Origin of the sequence: Cryptosporangium phraense (genome assembly GCF_006912135.1) — a bacterium.
GTDB classification, from domain to species: domain Bacteria; phylum Actinomycetota; class Actinomycetes; order Mycobacteriales; family Cryptosporangiaceae; genus Cryptosporangium; species Cryptosporangium phraense.
Window position 1 is genome coordinate 236,982 of record NZ_VIRS01000005.1, and the last position, 16,359, is coordinate 253,340.

The window sequence follows — 16,359 nt, forward strand, 5'->3', positions numbered from 1 at the left end:
GATGCTCGTCGCGCTGGTCGAGGCGAACGGGTCCGACCTGCACCTGACCGCGGGCGCTCCCCCGACGGGCCGGATCAACGGGTCGCTGCAGTCGCTGCCCGACTACGAGGTACTGACGCCGGCCGACACGGTGCTGCTGGCCCGGGCGGCCACCGACGACTCCCAGTGGGCCCGGTTCGAGCGCGACAAGGAACTCGACCTCGCGTACAGCGTCGAGGGCCTGTCGCGGTTCCGGGTGAACATCTACCAGCAGCGGGGAGCCTGCGCGGCCGCGTTCCGGGCCATCCCGCACCTGATCAAGCCGCTCGACGAGCTCGGCGTGCCGGACTCGATGGCCCGGTTCGCCCAGCTGCCCCGCGGGCTGGTGCTGGTCACCGGCCCGACCGGCTCGGGCAAGACGACGACGCTGGCCGGCCTGCTCGACCTCGCCAACCGCACGCGATCCGCGCACATCGTGACGATCGAAGACCCGATCGAGTTCCTGCACACGCACCAGCGCAGCCTGATCAACCAGCGCGAGGTGGGCGAGGACACCGGGTCGTTCGCGGGCGCGCTCAAGGCCGCGCTCCGCCAGGACCCCGACATCATCCTGGTCGGCGAGCTGCGCGACCTGGAGACGACGTCGACCGCGCTGACCGCGGCCGAGACCGGTCACCTGGTGCTCGCGACGCTCCACACGCAGAGCGCGACGCAGACGATCGACCGCATCATCGACGTGTTCCCGCCGCACCAGCAGCCGCAGATCCGGGCCCAGCTCTCGACCGCGCTGCAGGGCGTCGTCAGTCAGGCGCTGTGCGCGCGGGCCGACGGACGCGGCCGGGTGATCATCACCGAGATCATGTCGCTGACCCCGGCGATCCGGAACCTGATCCGCGAGGGCAAGAACCACCAGATCCCGTCGTTCATGCAGTCCGGGGCCGGTGAAGGGATGCTCTCGTTCGACCAGCACCTGGCCGAGCGGGTGCGCCAGCAGGTGATCACGTTCGAGCAGGGACTCACGCTCTGCCACTCGGTGGAGGACTACTCACGTCTGGCGGGCCGCCGATGAGCGCTCGCGCGAAGAGCAGGGAACACCGATGACCACTTTTGCGGGCGTCGGGCTGCCGACGTCGCGGGCCAACAAGACCTTCGACTACCAGACCGTCGACGCGACCGGCCGACGGTCGAAGGGCAAGGTCGCCGCCCCGAACGTCAACGCCGCGGCCCAGATCCTGCGCCAGCAGGGCGTCGTGCCGCTGTCGATCAACGAGGCCGGCACCGGGCTGCAGCGGGAGATCTCGATCCCGGGCCTGACCGGCCGCACGACGCTGCGCGACCTCGCGGTGTTCGCCCGCCAGTTCGCGACGATGACCGCGTCCGGCATGTCGCTGCTGCGCTCGCTGGCCGTGCTGGAGGAGCAGACCGCCAAGCCCGCGCTGAAACGGGCGATCGCCGAGGTCCGGATCGACGTCGAGGGCGGGGTCGCGCTCTCGGCCGCGCTCGAACGGCACCCCAAGGTCTTCCCGACCCTGCTCTGCGCGATGGTGCGGGCCGGCGAGACCGGCGGTTTCCTGGACGCCGCCCTGGAGCGCATCGCCGGCAACTTCGAGAAGGACGACGAGCTGCGCGGCAAGATCAAGGGCGCGCTGACGTACCCGGTCGTCGTGCTGCTGTTCGCGATCCTGATGATCGCCGCCGTCCTGATCTTCATCGTGCCGGTGTTCGAGCGGATGTTCCACCAGCTCGGCGGCGAGCTGCCGCTGCCGACCCAGATCATCGTGAACGTCAGCCACACGCTGGTGTGGTCGGGCCCGCTGCTGGTCGGCCTGATCGTCGTCGGGACCGTGCTGTTCCGGCGGGAGCTGCGACGGCGTCCCGGGCTGCGGCTCGGCTTCGACAAGGCCAAGATGCGGGCGCCGGTGTTCGGCAACCTCTTCACGAAGATCACGATCAGCCGCTTCTCCCGCAACCTCGGCACGCTGCTCGGCGCGGGCGTGCCGGTGCTGCAGGCGCTGAACGTCGTCGGCGCCACCACCGGCAGCGCGGTGATCGCCACCGCGATGACCGACCTGCAGAACGCGGTGCGGGAGGGCCAGCCGATGTCCAGCCGGCTGGCCGAGCACACGGTGTTCCCCCGGATGGTGGCCCAAATGATCGAGGTCGGCGAAGAAAGCGGTCAGATTAGTCAGATGTTGGATAAAGTCGCCGATTTCTACGATCGAGAGGTGGATAGCACGGCCGAATCACTGACCGCGTCCATCGAGCCGATCATGGTGCTGGTCATGGGCGTCATCGTCGGCGGAATGATCATCTGCCTCTATTTGCCGATGTTCACCATTTACCAAAACATCCAAGGCGCCCAGTAAGGAACTCGAATGATCGCATCGCTGCGCCGTACTTCAACCCGCGAGGTCGGCCGGGACGACCGGGGATTCACGCTCATCGAGCTCCTCGTCGTCGTGGTCATCATCGGTGTTCTGATCGCGATCGCGGTTCCGCTCTACAGCAATTACAAGAAGGGCGCGGCCAATACGTCGGCGTCGTCCGACGTCCGTGGCGCGATCAGCGCGGTGGAGCAGTTCTACACCGCGAACGGGAACCAGTACCCGGCCAACGTCACCGGCACCAAGGGAACGAACGTGACGCTGGCGCTCAGTGGCGGCGGTGGGACGACCGGCACGATCACGGTCTCGGCCGGCAACACGATCGTGTTCACGAACAACTCGACCAGCTACGTGATCTGCGGCCAGAACGAGGACGGCCAGACGATCTACACGTACAACTCGGCCACCAGCAAGTCCGTGGCGAAGTCGAGCGCGACCAGTCTCGCGACCTGCGCGTCGGCGACGTCCTGAGCCCCGATGATCCTGGCTCTGGCCGCGGTCGGTGGCCTGGTCGTCGGCTCGTTCCTCAACGTCGTCGTCCACCGGGTGCCCCGGAACCAGTCGCTGATCAGGCCGGCGTCGCACTGCCCGGCCTGCGCGGCCCCGATCCGCTTCCGGCACAACGTGCCGGTGGTGAGCTGGGTCGCGCTGGGCGGGCGGTGCGCGGACTGCCGGGTGCGGATCCCGGTCCGCTACCCGCTGGTGGAGCTCGCGACCGCGGCCCTGTTCGTCGCGATCACGGCCCGGTTCGGGGTCAGCTGGGCGCTGCCGGCGTACCTGTACCTGGCGGCGATCGCGGTGCCGCTGGCCCTGATCGACCTGGACGTCCAGCGGCTGCCGAACAAGATCGTGCTCCCGTCGTACGCGATCGGAGCCGCGCTGCTCGCGCTGACCACCGACTGGACCGCGGCGGCCCGCGCGATCGCCGCGATGACCGTGCTCTACGGCGGCTACTGGCTGATGGCGGTGCTCTACCCGGGCGGCATGGGGTTCGGCGACGTCAAGCTGGCCGGCCTGCTGGGTCTGTTCCTGGGCTGGCTGGGCTGGAGCTCGGTCTGGATCGGGACGTTCACCGGGTTCCTGCTCGGCGGGACGGTCGGGATCGCGCTGCTGGTCACCCGGCGGGCGACGGGCAAGACCGCGATCCCGTTCGGGCCGGCGATGCTGGCCGGTGGGCTGCTCGCGGTGTTCGCCGCCGCACCGCTGGCGAACTGGTACTTCTCCGTCCTCTATCCGGCCGGTTGAAAAGGACAGTCACATGGCGCCCACCACGCTGATCGGCCTGGACATCGGCTCGACGTCGATCCGGGTCGTCGAGGCCGGGCACGGCAAGGACGGCCCGACGCTGATCAACTACACCGAGGTGCCGCTCCCGCCCGGGGCCGTGCAGAGCGGCGTCGTGCACGACGAGAAGGCGCTGACCGCGGCGGTGCGCCACGCCCGCGCGTCGGCCGGGCTGAGTTCGAAGCGCGTGGTGCTCGGGGTCACGAACATGCAGGCCGTGGTGCGCGAGATGACGGTGGCCAACCTGCCGGCGAAGGACCTGCGGGCCTCGCTGCCGTTCCAGGTCCGGGACTCGCTGCCGCTGCCGGTCGAGCGCTCGGTGCTCGACTTCCTGCCGCTGGAGAACCCCGGCCTCAACGAGACCGTGCGGGGCCTGCTGGTGGCGGTGCCCAAGGAGCCGATCCTCACCGCGGTGCGGGCGGTCGAAGCGGCCGGGCTCACCGTGCTGCGGGTCGACCTGGCCTCGCTCGCGCTGCTGCGGGCGGCCGCCCGGCTGGACGACCAGGTCGAGGCGATCGTCGACATCGGGACCCAGATCACGACCGTGATCGTGCACACCGACGGCGTCCCGCTGATCGTCCGGACGATCCCCCGCGGCGGCGCGGAGGTCACGACCGCGCTGGCCTCCCGGCTCAACGTGGCCACGCCGGAGGCCGAGGCGCTCAAGTGCCGGATCGGGCTCTGGTCGGAGAACGGGCCGGAGGTCGCCGAGACCGTCCGGGAGGCGATCCGGCCGCTGCTCAACGAGATCCGCGGCTCGTTCGCGTACCTGACCACGGCCGGACAGCCGAAACAGGTCACCCGGCTGGTGCTGGCCGGTGGCGGCGGCCAATTGCCCGGCCTGCCGGACACGCTCTCCGACCAGCTCGACGTCACGGTCGACTACGCCGACCCGATGGCCCGGCTCCGCCGGACCCGCCAGTCCCGGCACGCCAGCGTCGAGGCACTCCCGCTCTCGGCCACCGTCTCGATCGGCCTCACGCTGGGAGCGGCCTGATGACCACGATCATGACTCCCCCGATCCACGACGCCTCGCGGCTGTACGCGCTCGGGGCCAACCTGCTGCCGCCGGAGATCGAGCAGCAGCGCCAGTTCGTCCGGATCCGGCTGATCGTGCTGGCCTCGATCGGCACCGTGATCGTGCTGCTGGCCGCCTGGTTCGCGCTGGCCAAGTGGGAGACCTCCCGCCAGGACAGCAAGCTCGCCGACGCCGAGACCGAGGCGATCGTGCTCCGCCAGCAGCAGCGCCAGTACAGCGAGCTGATCACGGCCCAGACCCAGTCGACGAAGATCGGCAACCAGCTCTCGACGCTGCTGGCCACCGACGTCACCTGGTCGACGCTGCTGACCAAGCTGCGCGCGGCCACGCCCACCGGCCTGGACCTGACCGGAATCACGGTCACGCTCACCGACCCCACCACCCAGGGCACGACCGGCGGGAACAGCACCGCGACCACGGCGTCCGGGCTGCCGAGCAAGGACGGCAAGACCCCGATCGGCTCGCTGACGATCACCGGCTCGAGCACGTCGAAGCCCGCGATCGCCACCTACGCCGACGCGGTCGGGAAGCTCCCCGGCGTCGGGAACGTGATGCTCTCCGGCGTCACCGCGCAGGACGACGGGTCGGACTTCACGCTCCGGGTCGACCTGAGCCCGTCGCTGCTCAGCCACCACTACTCGACGACGAAGAACTGAGCGGAGGCGACCATGGCATTCGGCGCGATATCCGCCCGGGCCCCGAGCGGGCTGCTGAACGTCGGCGCGTTGCGCGGCAACACGATCCGGCTCTGGCTGGTCGGCGGCGTGGTCGGCGCGGTGGCGCTGCTCGGGCTGGGCTGGTTCCTGCTGATCCGGCCGCAGAGTGCCCAGACCGAGGACCTGCGCGATCAGACCGAGGCCGCGCAGTCCCAGGTCGACTCGCTCCGGTCGCGGCTGACCGAGGTCCGGGCCCAGAACGAGGAGCTGGCCTCGTACCGGGCCAAGTACGACACGGCCCGGGCGGCGCTCCCGACCACCGGGGACACGTCCCAGTTCCTCCGGGACGTGCAGAGTTCCGGCATCCGGGCCGGCGTCTCCGTCGACGGTCTGGTCGTCGGTTCCCCCACGCAGATCAAGGGCGCCGGTACGACGGTCTACGCGCTGCCGATCACGGTCACCGCCGTCGGGACGGCGTCCAAATTGGAAGGGTTCGTGAATCAGTTGCAGCGCGTGCAGCCGCGCGCGGTGCTGATCAGCACCGCGAACGCGGCGCCGAACGAGAGCAGCGCGTCGCTGCGCGGGTCGGTCCTGCTGACCCTCGGCCTGCAGGCCTTCGTCTCGCCCTCCGCCGCCGGATCGACGCTGACCTCCACGAACTGATGCCGCCCGGGGACGCCGACCGCGAAGCGGGCTTCAGCCTCATCGAGCTGATGACCGCGATGACGCTGATCGGCGTCGTCATGGCGGCGTTGTCGGGCTTCTTCACCAACAGCCTGCGGGCGACGAACGTGCAGAGCAACGCGCAGACCGCGGTGCAGCTGGTCAGCGACGCGCTCGAACGGGTGCGCGCGCTGAAGGGCTCCGGCGTGACCAGCGGACGCGACCTGACCAGCACCCAGACGCAGTGGGCGAGCGTGCCGGGCGACTCCCCGGTCTCGCCCTACCTGGCCACGATGGCGATGGCCTACGACGAGACCGCGAGCGGCGGCTCGGGCGCGACCGCCGCGCTGCCGACGACCGCGGTGCCGGTGGTGCTCAACAGCATCCCGTTCAAGCAGAGCTGGTACGTCGGACGCTGCTGGCAGCCGCTGCTCGGCGGCGACTGCGGCCCGGCCAGGACCGCGCTGTCGGTGGAGTTCTTCCGGATCGTCACGCTGGTGACCTGGACCGGGCGGGGTTGCCCGGCGAGCGGGTGCTCGCAGGTGGCCGCGACGCTGGTCAGCAACGCGCTGGCCGAGCCGGTGTTCAAGGTCAACGAGGTCGCCCAGGCCCCGCAGGTGATCAACCCGGGACGGCAGACCGGTGAGCTCACGATCCCGGTGAACCTGACCGTCACCGCGACCGGTGGCGCGCCGCCGCTGACCTGGCTCGCGGCCGGGCTGCCGCCGGGCCTGTCGATGGACTCCAGCGGCGTGATCACCGGGACGCCGACGCTGATCGGCACGTACCCGGTGGTGATCAGCGCGACCGACGGGTTCGGCCTGATCGGCTCGGCCGCGTTCAGCTGGGTGATCGCGGCGCTGCCCGACCTGATCCCGCCGGGCACCGTGACGACGACCGGCGGCGTGGCGCTGACCTGGGCGCCGACGCTGGTCGGCGGCACGTCGCCGCTGGCCTGGACGGCGAGCGGCCTGCCGCCGGGCCTGGCCATCGACCCGGCCACCGGAGTCGTCACCGGCACCCCGACGACGGTCGGCACCTACTCGGTGACGATCACGGTCGTCGACACGTACGCGAAGACCGACACGATGACGTTCACCTGGGTCGTGCCGCCGCTCACGCTCACGTCGCCGGCGGCCCAGTCCGGGCTGACCAACGTCGCGATCACCGCGCTGCCGGTCGTCGCGGCCGGTGGGGTGCAGGCCTACACGTGGTCGGCGAGCGGGTTGCCGACCGGGCTGGCCTTCAACACGACCACCGGCGTGATCAGCGGGACGCCGACCGTCGCCGGGGTCTACACGGTGAAGGTCACGGTCACCGACAAGGCCGGTACCTCGCTCTCGAGCACGTTCAGCTGGACGGTCGGCCCGTACATCAAGTGGCCGCGGACCGACCAGAGCGGCGCGCTGGGCTCGATCTTCGCGGTCGACGCGGCCGCCACCGGCGGCACCGCGCCCTACACCTGGGCGTCGACGAACCTGCCGAACGGCGTCTCGATGAACACCACGAGCGGCTCGGTCTACGGGACGCTGAGCGCGGCCGGCCGGTACGTCGTCGGGTTCACGGTGACCGACACGAAGGGCTACTCGGAGAGCCTGACGCTGGTGTGCACGGTCACGACGTCCACCGGGCTGAACATCACGTCGGCCAGCGGCAACCGGTCGTCGACCAAGGGCAAGGCCGACACGTTCACGCCGGTCGTGGCCAACGCCAGCGGCACGAAGACGTGGACGGCCAGCAACCTGCCGACCGGCATGTCGATCGCCTCCGGCACCGGCGTCGTGTCGGGCACCCCGACGACGGCCGGCACCTGGACGCCCAAGCTGACCGTCACCGACGGGGCGGGCAAGGTGTCGAACTGGATGTTCGTCTGGACGGTCAAATGAAGTCTGACGATTCCGGCTACACGCTCGCCGAGGCGGTCGTGACGATGGTGATCACGCTCGTCTTCATGGGCATCTCGACGACGAGCATCATCTCGCTCTACTCGTCGACCAACAAGGCCCAGGCGATCGCCGACGGCCAGCAGACGATCGGCATCGCGTTCGGGCGGCTCGACCGGCAGATCCGCTACGCGTCCGGGCTGAGTACGCCGGGCCTGGTCAACGGCGAGCCGTACGTCGAGTTCGTCACCACGTACACCGGCACGCCGGTCTGCACCGAGCTGCGGCTGCGCCCGTCCACCGGCCAGCTCCAGCAGCGCACCTGGACGCAAGGGCCCGGGACCGTCAAGCCCACCGCCTGGACGCAGCTGACCAGCGACGTCAGCTCGGTGACGCCGTTCGCGGTGAACACCGCGACCGCCACGTTCACGTTCCAGCGCCTCGGCGTCCAGCTGACCACGACGACCGGCGGGGCCGCGTCGCCGGTGACCAGGCAGTTCAGCGCGATCTTCACCGCGCTCAACACGTCGCTGAACACGCAGTCGACGACCGTGTGCGCGGAAGGGCGGGCGCTGCCGTGAAGGACGACCGCGGATCGCTGCCCGTCGCGCTGCTCGTGACGATGGTCGGCGTCCTGCTCTCGACGCTGCTGGTGAACACCGTGATCGGGCAGAACACGACCACCCGGGTCGAGGTGGCCCGGGTCGCCGCGCTGAACGCGGCCCAGACCGGCCTCGACGTCGCGCTCGGCCACATCCGGGCGGCCGACAACGGCTCCGGGGCCGGCGTCCTGAGCGCGCTCCCGTGCCTCGACCTGGACGGGACGCTGGCCGCGGTGACCGGCGCGAACCGGGCCAGCTACACGGTGTCGATCGACTACTACCAGGTCGACCCGCAGAACCGGCCGGCGCAGTGGCTCAACGACCACACGATCCGCTGCGTCCTCGGCTCGGGCGCGTTCAGCACCCCGGCGTACGCGCTGCTCAAAGCCACCGGAAGCTACAAGTCCGGCAGCGGAGCGACCACGAACCGCACGCTCCAGGCCACGTACACGTTCAAGACCAGCGACGTGAACATCCCCGGCGGGCTGGTCCACGTCTACAAGACGGCCAGCACCCCCGACCTGTGCTTCGACGCCGGGTCCGGCTCCCCGATCGCCGGCACGCCGCTGGCCATGCAGCCGTGCACGTACGGCAGCGTCGCCCAGACCTGGGCCTACAACCCGAACCTGACGATCAGCCTGGTGTCGTCGAAGACCCCGACGATGCCGCTCGGCATGTGCCTCGACGCCGGGACGCCGGAGGCCGCCGGGAGCGTCATCTACCTTCAGCCCTGCGCGCTCGTGACGCTGCCCCAGCAGCAGTGGAGCTACAACGACAGCGCGAACTTCGAGGGCACGACGAACGGCTCGACGCTGAACGGCCTGTGCATGAACGTCCAGAGCCCGAACACCGCGGGCAGCTTCCTGGCGCTCGGGTCGACGTCGGGCGGGAAGTGCCGGGCCGGCACGAACACGATCGTGAACTTCTTCCCGGAGCCGACGACCGGCGCCGGCGCAGCCGGTGCGTCGGCCAATCAGCTGGTGAACTTCCGCCAGTTCGGCCGCTGCCTCGACGTCACCCAGCAGAACGTGAGCGCGACGTTCCTGATCGCCTGGCAGTGCAAGCAGGCGCCGAACCCGGCCAACGTGACCTGGAACCAGAAGTGGACGCTGCCGACGCTGGTCACCGGCACGACCGGGGTCACCGCGCTGGTGACCACGAACAAGGGCGGCCTGTACTGCCTGAGGAGCCCCCGCTCGACCGTGCGGGCCCAGTACGTCGTGATCGTGAGCTGCACCGCCGGGGCCACGAACCAGGAACTGCAGTGGACGTTCTACGGCGACACCGGCGTCTACGCGACCAGCTACACGATCGTCGACGCGTCCGGCTACTGCCTGGCCCCGACCAACCCGGACGACCCGAACCCGGACTTCTACTCCTCGGGCCAGAAGATCTCCAAGATCGTGGTCGCGACCTGCGACGGGTCGGCGCTGCAGAAGTGGAACGCGCCGACCAGCATCCTGCAGACGCTGCCGCTGAAGGACATCAGCGAGAGCTGATCTTGCCGTCCACGGCCTCGAACCGGCGGGTGGTCGTGATCGAGTCGAGCATCCGCCGGTCGTGGGTGACCAACAGCAGCGTGCCGTCGTAGGACTCCAGCGCCGACTCGAGCTGCTCGATCGCGGGTAGGTCGAGGTGGTTGGTCGGCTCGTCGAGCACGAGCAGGTTCACGCCCCGGGCCTGCAGCAGCGCGAGCCCGGCCCGGGTGCGCTCGCCCGGCGACAGCGAGTTCGCCGGCCGGTGGACGTGGTCGGCCTTCAGCCCGAACTTGGCCAGCAGCGTCCGGATCTCGCCCGGGGCCTGGTCGGGCAGCACGCGCGCGAACACGTCGAGCACGGTCCCGTCCCCGGCGAACAGGCCTCTGGCCTGGTCGACCTCGCCGACCACGACCCCCGGCCCGAGCGCGGCCGTCCCTTCGTCGGGGCTGATCCTTCCGAGCAGGACGCCCAGCAGCGTGGTTTTCCCGGAGCCGTTGGCGCCGGTGAGCACCGCCCGGTCGGCCCAGTCGAGCTGCAGGTCGACCGGGCCGAGCGTGAAGTCGCCGCGGTGCACGACGACGCCCCGGAGCGTGGCCACGACCGCGCCGGACCGGGGCGCGGCGGCGATCGACATCCGCAGCTCCCACTCCTTGCGCGGTTCCTCGACGACCTCGAGCCGCTCGATCAGGCGCTCGGTCTGGCGGGCCTTGGCGGCCTGCTTCTCGGTGGCCTCGGTGCGGAACTTGCGGCCGATCTTGTCGTTGTCGGGCGCCTTGCGGCGGGCGTTCTTGACGCCCTTCTCCATCCAGGCCCGCTGGGACCGGGCCCGGTCGACCAGCCCCTGCTTGGTGTCGGCGTACTCCTCGTAGGCCTCGCGGGCGTGTCGCCGGGCGGTCTCGCGCTCTTCCAGGTAGGCCGCGTACCCGCCGCCGAACTTGTTGATCTGCTGCTGGGCCAGGTCGAGCTCGACGACGCTCGTCACCGTGCGGGCCAGGAACTCCCGGTCGTGGCTGACCAGGACGGTGCCGGTCTGCAGGTCGTCGACGAAGCGTTCCAGCCGTTCCAGGCCGGCCAGGTCGAGGTCGTTGGTCGGCTCGTCGAGCAGGACGACGTCGTAGCGGCTGAGCAGCAGCGACGCGAGCGAGGCGCGGGCCGCCTGGCCGCCCGAGAGGCCGGTCATGTGGGCGTCGAGGTCGATCGAGAGCCCGAGGTCGTCGGCGACGGTCTCGGCGCGCTCGGGCAGGTCTGCGCCGCCCAGCGCGAGCCACCGGTCGAGGGCGTCGGAGTACTCGTCGGCGCCTTCCCCTCGGGAGAGCAGCTCGGTGGCCGCGTCGAGTTCTCTCTGGGCCTCGGTGACGCCGGTGCGGCGGCCGAGGAACTCCCGGACGGTCTCGCCCGGGCGCCGCTCGGACTCCTGCGGGAGATACCCGACGGTCGCGCTCGACGGGGTGCGCCGGACCGAGCCGGTCTGCGGGGTGTCGAGGCCGGCCAGCAGCCGGAGCAGCGTCGACTTGCCCGCGCCGTTCGCGCCGACGACCCCGATGACGTCGCCGGGTGCGACGACGAGGTCGAGGCCGGAGAACAACGTCCGGTCGCCGTGCCCGGCGGACAGATCCTTGACGACCAGCGTGGCGCTCACCGTTGCCAGCCTAGGCGTTCGGTGGCTGGCATGTATCGGCGCCACCGCGGCCTACCGAGCAGAGCGACGGCGGTCCGAACAATGCGTCGGAGTGGGCTCCCCACGCCGATGATGCCCCCTACGCTCATCGTTTCAGGACTAACACCAGCGCGGATCGCGTTCGGGATTTCCTCCGACGCGGCCGGAGGGGTCCGGGCATGATGGCGAAGTTCTCGAACAGCGCGTGGGCCGAAGCGATGACAGCTTTCGACCTCACCGGCTCGCTGCTACCTGAAGTCAGGCTAGGGTCGGCCCCGGCCGCATCGGCCGAGACTGCGCCGGACCTCAGGTCGCAGATCGAAAGCATCCTTGAACCTGTCCTGCGTCGATATCGAACCTGGGGACGCATCCGTACTGTTACATCCGGACGGCCCGTGAGCTCCTGGGTGCCCTGGACCGCGCGCAACGTCTGCTTGACCGATCGAACGTCGACGATCCTGCGGCGTCGGAGCTGATCAGAACCCTGGCGGCGGAGGTACGGGCACGAAACGGCGACAAGCCCCTCGACGCGCCACTGACCCACCAGGTCATCGGCGGCTTGATCGTGCATCTCGCCGAAGTGCGGCAGTTCATGTCTTTGGCGGCGCAGGCGCAGAAAGCCACCGCGACGCCGTTGAGGTCTACCGAGATCGTCCTGTCCCGTGGACGGCTCTTCTCTCGAGTCGAGGGCAGAGCCGATGGCGAGCTCGTTTCGATCATGAGCGCGCTAGCCGGGTTGGCGTACCGAGAGCAACTAGACGGGCCGCACGAGGGCGGCCCGTCATGAGCGACGAGACGATCTCCGACGGGGCACGCGCTGATAGCGCGCCGAATGAGAAGCCGTCACGGGCAACGAAATACGGAGTGGAGCTCGAACGAATCCGAGCCGGCGAACGCCTCGCAGCCCGAGGGCAATGGTTCGCCTTCGCCTCGCTCGTCCTCGTCCTGACGGTGGTGACCGTGCTTGGTCTCAGCGGTGCCGCCCTTCCGGCGTCGGTTCTCGGAGGTGGCACTCTGATCGGCGTTACCACGCTGTTCGTCAACGCTCAGAGAGCCATCACCGCACCCCGGGCTCTCCCTCCGGCGAGCGGAAACGGGGGGTCTTGATGACTCAGACGCCGACTGGATATGTCTCCAGCTCACCTCCTACCGGGGTGGCGGGTAGGGGGCTCAGGGCGGTGGTCTCCGGGAGCCAGACGAACGCGTCGTAGCGGTCGCCGAGCCGGGTCGGGACGTAGTTGCCGTACGACTCCCTGGCCGGGTCGTAGACGACGCCGATCGCCCGGTGCGGGAGGACGTCGGTGAGCCAGGCCGGGCGCGCGCCGGTGCGACCGGGCGTGAACTCCCCCGGCCCGAACACGAACAGCGCCGGTTCGGGCAGCGTCGCCTGCAGTGTGGCCTCCAGCGATCCGGCCCGGGCCGGAGGCACCGGCATCACCTCGACCGGGGCGCCCCAGGACGGGCCGGCCAGCACCTCGCCACGGTGGCAGCCGAAGCCGACCAGCGCGACCGCGTCGCCGCCCCAGCGCTCGCGGGCCAGCTCCCCCAGGTTGGTCATCCCGTGCTCGGCCATGTCGGTGGCCCGGGCGTCGCCGACGTGGGTGTTGTGGGCCCAGACCACGGCTCTGGACTCCGGGCCGTAGAAGTCGAGCAGGCGGGCCAGCGTCTCCAGCATGTGGGTGTCCCGGCCGTTCCAGGACTCCGGGCCGTTGCCGACCATCGCCCGGTAGTACTGCTCGGCGCCGACGGCCGCCTCGGCGTTCTGCCGGGCCGCGAACGCGCCGAACGCGTCGTCCGGTGCGCCCTCGAGGGCCCGCCGGCGCACCTCGGCGAGCATCGAGGCCAGCGCCGGGGCGCAGGTGGAGCCCATCACGGTGGCCCAGGCGTAGCTCTGCGGGTCCTGCCCGTACGGGTCGAGGCAGCGGATCGCGGCCAGCGCGGGAGCGAGGCCGTCCGGGTCGTGCTCGCGGAAGTACCGCAGCACCTCGCCGAGCGACTCCCAGAGCGAGTACACGTCGAGCCCGTGGAACCCGACGGTCCGTCGGACCGCCAGCCACCGCAGGAAGTCGGCGACCTCCTCGTTGGCCCACATCCAGGTCGGCCACCGGTGGAACTGCTCGAGCGCGGCCCGCACGTCGGCACCCTCCCCGACCGCCCGGTGGACGCGGTCGCAGTCCGGCCAGTCACCCTCCACCGCGACGAACGAGAAGCCGTGCTCGTCGACGAGCCGGCGGGTCAGGTCGGCGCGCAGCCGGTAGTCGTGGGTGCCGTGGCTGGCCTCACCCAGCATCACGACCCGGGCGTCGCGCACCCGATCGAGCAGCGGATCGAAATCACCCGCATCGCGCAATGGCGCCGCCATCGCGTGGACGTCGTCCCCGTTCATCGCTCTCCCCCGATCACTCTCCGTCCGTCAGTCAAAGACGGAAAGTCAAAAAGACAGGTAACGAGTGCCCGAACCTGACGAAATCATGCTGTTTCACGCCTCAAGTCGGGAAACATACTGTCTTCAAAACGGGCTTGTGAATCACACTTTGAACCGGCGTATGCTCCGTCATTGTCCCTGTCAAGACGGAGGGCCCGGTGAATTCATGAACGAGCGCGCACTTGATCTCTCGCAAGCACACTGGCGTAAAGCGACCAGAAGCACCGGTGCCAATACCGGATGCGTCGAAGTGGCCGCCAACCTGCCGGAAGTCACCGCGATTCGCGACAGCAAACGACCCGAGGGCGGCGCCCACGTCGTCAGCCGGGAGGCGTTCGCCGCATTCCTGTCCGATGTGAAGTCCGGTCGCTACACGCTTTGACCGCTTTGCGTGATCGAACGCGGCGACGCTCCTGCCCTGAGCGTCGCCGCGTTCTCTTTTGTCTATCCAATTTGATTACTGTCCGTTGTGCTCTGTGCGAGTGACGAAAGTTTTCGGCGATCCGGCGAGGGGTGTTGCCCCGGACGCCAGACCTTCATAATCTGTGCTTCACAGATTTGGACGCGCGGCCCGCGGAGGTGAGTCAGGTGGTCATGCCCGAGACCGTCCTCCGCGCGTCACGGCCCACCACACCGGTCGAGGTCGACAGCTTCCGGCCCAACGCCGCCCGCATGTACGACTACTACCTCGGTGGCAGCAACCACCTGGCCGCCGACCGCGAGGCCGCCGACGCGCTCCTCGACGCCGTTCCCCTGGTCGCCGAGGCGGCCCGGCAGAACCGCGCGTTCCTCGGCCGGGTCGTCGAGTTCGCGCTGGGCCGGGGCATCACGCAGTTCCTCGACCTCGGGTCCGGGTACTCGTCGCCGGAGGCGGTCGCGCTGGCCGGCGGGCCGGGCGTCCGGGTGGTGGCGGTCGACATCGACCCGCGCGTCGTCAGCCAGGTGCAGCTCGACGCCCGGGTGTCCGGGCGCGGTGCGCAGGTGGGCGCGGTGCACGCCGACCTCGGCGACGCGGCCGGAGTCCTCGGACACCCGGTGACCCGCCGGCTGATCGACCTCGACCGTCCGGTGGCGATCCTCTGCCTTGCGGTCCTGCACTTCGTGCCCGGCCCGCTCGACCGCGTGCTCGGCCCGCTGCGCCGGGCCGTCGCCCCGGGCAGCCTGCTCGCTGTTTCCCACGGTGCCGCCACACCGACGTCCGCCGGTCGGACGCGTTCGGAGGGGGCGGCCCGACCGGCGGCACCCAGCCCCGCGTCCATCTCCCGGTTGATCTACGACTGCACGCTGACGCCACTGACGCTGCGGTCCGCCCCCGACGTCCGCGCCGCCCTCGGAGACACCGAGTTGGTGGAGCCGGGCCTGGTGGAGATCGCCTCGTGGCGGGCGCCGGAGTCGTCGTCGCCGGGCCGCTCCGGCCTGATCGGCGGCGTGGCCAGCCTCTAATCCAACGTCTCGGACAGCTGCTCGAGGGATTTCGTCGTCGCGGCCGGTTCCAGGGCGGCCTCGCGGATCTCGGCGAAGATCCGCTTGTAGACCTCCACCTCGGCCACCGAGTCGAGCTGCTGCACGGCGGCGTCGTTCTCCAGGTACGCGATGCCCGGCTCGTCGCCCGGGAAGTCGAAGATGCTGATCAGGCTGCTCATCCCGGGGTGCGGCCCGTCGGCGAAGCGCAACAGCCGGATCTCGACGTTCTCCCGCCTGCTCATCGCGACCAGGTGCGCGATCTGCGCCCGCCGCTCCGCCTGGGTGCCCCAGCGGTAGAGCAGCGACGCCTCGGTGAGCACCGCGACCAGCTCGGCGCCGTCGTCCTCCAGCACCCGCTGACGCCGCTGCCGGGCCTCGAGCGCGCGGGCCCGCCACTGCTGCGACTGCGTCCCGACGCTCATGTGCGCCTCGGTGTAGGCCGACGTCTGGAGCAGCCCAGGCAGGATCAGTGGCATGTAGAGCGAGACGCGCTCGGCGTCCGACTCGAAACCGGCGTACTCGTCGTCGCCGAACACGTCCCCGTACTCGCGCCACCAGGCGCGGCCCCGGGCGAGCATCGCGAGCGACTCGAGCTCCTCGCGTTCGGCCTCGGGGACGCCGTAGATCCGCAGCAGGTCGCGGACGTCGCTCATCTCCGGCCGCTTCCAGACGTTCGCCTCGAACCGGCCGACCTTGCCCCGCCCCCAGTTCAGCTTGTCGCAGACCTGGTTCGCGGTGTAGCCGTTCTCCACCCGCAGCTCGACCAGCCGGCGCGCCAGCCGTCGCTTCGCGACGGTCGCACCGTACATGGCGCTCACTCGACTCCTCCGCTGGTCAGCATCCCG

Annotated in this window: 15 protein-coding genes; 12 read left to right on the forward strand and 3 right to left on the reverse strand. The window is 70.2% G+C overall.

What is annotated here, in order from left to right; genetic code table 11:
* The first annotated feature begins 1 nt into the window (after nucleotide 1).
* The 10 genes from FL583_RS09920 to FL583_RS09965 are packed head-to-tail and all read left to right on the forward strand — an operon-like array spanning nucleotide 2 to nucleotide 9,989.
* The gene (locus FL583_RS09920; protein ID WP_142704342.1) at nucleotides 2-1,048 is read left to right on the forward strand and encodes a type IV pilus twitching motility protein PilT; all 1,047 of its coding nucleotides are present in this window, start codon (nucleotides 2-4) and stop codon (nucleotides 1,046-1,048) included.
* Nucleotides 1,049-1,076: 28 nt separating this feature from the next.
* Nucleotides 1,077-2,345 (forward strand): type II secretion system F family protein, encoded by a 1,269-nt coding sequence (locus tag FL583_RS09925; protein ID WP_142704255.1) that lies wholly within the window; start codon nucleotides 1,077-1,079, stop codon nucleotides 2,343-2,345.
* A gap of 9 nt (nucleotides 2,346-2,354) precedes the next feature.
* A complete protein-coding gene (locus FL583_RS09930; RefSeq protein ID WP_142704256.1) occupies nucleotides 2,355-2,834 on the forward strand; it encodes a prepilin-type N-terminal cleavage/methylation domain-containing protein in 480 nt (159 codons plus the stop codon).
* Between the two features lie 6 nt (nucleotides 2,835-2,840).
* Entirely contained in the window at nucleotides 2,841-3,608 is a 768-nt protein-coding gene (locus FL583_RS09935; protein ID WP_142704257.1) for a prepilin peptidase, read from the forward strand.
* A gap of 13 nt (nucleotides 3,609-3,621) precedes the next feature.
* Nucleotides 3,622-4,644: a type IV pilus assembly protein PilM gene (gene pilM / locus FL583_RS09940; RefSeq protein WP_142704258.1), complete on the forward strand. Its 1,023-nt coding sequence runs from the start codon at nucleotides 3,622-3,624 to the stop codon at nucleotides 4,642-4,644.
* Nucleotides 4,644-5,342 carry a PilN domain-containing protein gene (locus FL583_RS09945; RefSeq protein WP_142704259.1) on the forward strand — a complete coding sequence of 233 codons (699 nt, stop codon included), beginning with the start codon at nucleotides 4,644-4,646 and terminating at the stop codon, nucleotides 5,340-5,342. The genes pilM and FL583_RS09945 overlap by 1 nt, the downstream gene beginning before the upstream one ends.
* A gap of 12 nt (nucleotides 5,343-5,354) precedes the next feature.
* Nucleotides 5,355-6,005, forward strand: a complete 651-nt coding sequence (pilO, locus tag FL583_RS09950; RefSeq protein ID WP_142704260.1) for a type 4a pilus biogenesis protein PilO — start codon at nucleotides 5,355-5,357, stop codon at nucleotides 6,003-6,005.
* A complete protein-coding gene (locus FL583_RS09955; protein ID WP_142704261.1) occupies nucleotides 6,005-7,891 on the forward strand; it encodes a putative Ig domain-containing protein in 1,887 nt (628 codons plus the stop codon). The genes pilO and FL583_RS09955 overlap by 1 nt, the downstream gene beginning before the upstream one ends.
* Nucleotides 7,888-8,469, forward strand: coding sequence for a PulJ/GspJ family protein (locus tag FL583_RS09960; RefSeq protein ID WP_142704262.1), 582 nt, complete (start codon nucleotides 7,888-7,890; stop codon nucleotides 8,467-8,469). The genes FL583_RS09955 and FL583_RS09960 overlap by 4 nt, the downstream gene beginning before the upstream one ends.
* On the forward strand, nucleotides 8,466-9,989 hold the full coding sequence (locus tag FL583_RS09965) for an RICIN domain-containing protein (RefSeq protein ID WP_142704263.1): 1,524 nt from the start codon (nucleotides 8,466-8,468) through the stop codon (nucleotides 9,987-9,989). The genes FL583_RS09960 and FL583_RS09965 overlap by 4 nt, the downstream gene beginning before the upstream one ends.
* On the opposite strand, the gene FL583_RS09970 is transcribed toward FL583_RS09965, so the two are convergent.
* Both FL583_RS09970 and FL583_RS09975 read right to left on the reverse strand, forming a co-directional pair.
* Nucleotides 9,976-11,607, reverse strand: a complete 1,632-nt coding sequence (locus FL583_RS09970; RefSeq protein WP_142704264.1) for an ABC-F family ATP-binding cassette domain-containing protein — start codon at nucleotides 11,605-11,607, stop codon at nucleotides 9,976-9,978. The two genes, FL583_RS09965 and FL583_RS09970, sit on opposite strands and share 14 nt — an antisense overlap.
* Before the next feature lie 1,129 nt (nucleotides 11,608-12,736).
* Entirely contained in the window at nucleotides 12,737-14,011 is a 1,275-nt protein-coding gene (locus FL583_RS09975) for an erythromycin esterase family protein (protein ID WP_142704265.1), read from the reverse strand.
* Nucleotides 14,012-14,216: 205 nt separating this feature from the next.
* Between FL583_RS09975 and FL583_RS09980 the strand changes: the two genes are divergently transcribed.
* Entirely contained in the window at nucleotides 14,217-14,432 is a 216-nt protein-coding gene (locus tag FL583_RS09980) for a DUF397 domain-containing protein (protein ID WP_142704266.1), read from the forward strand.
* 212 nt (nucleotides 14,433-14,644) lie between these two features.
* Nucleotides 14,645-15,493, forward strand: a complete 849-nt coding sequence (locus tag FL583_RS09985; protein ID WP_142704267.1) for an SAM-dependent methyltransferase — start codon at nucleotides 14,645-14,647, stop codon at nucleotides 15,491-15,493.
* On the opposite strand, the gene FL583_RS09990 is transcribed toward FL583_RS09985, so the two are convergent.
* Nucleotides 15,490-16,323, reverse strand: a complete 834-nt coding sequence (locus FL583_RS09990) for a helix-turn-helix domain-containing protein (RefSeq protein ID WP_240746646.1) — start codon at nucleotides 16,321-16,323, stop codon at nucleotides 15,490-15,492. The genes FL583_RS09985 and FL583_RS09990 overlap by 4 nt on opposite strands.
* Between the last annotated feature and the right edge of the window lie 36 nt (nucleotides 16,324-16,359).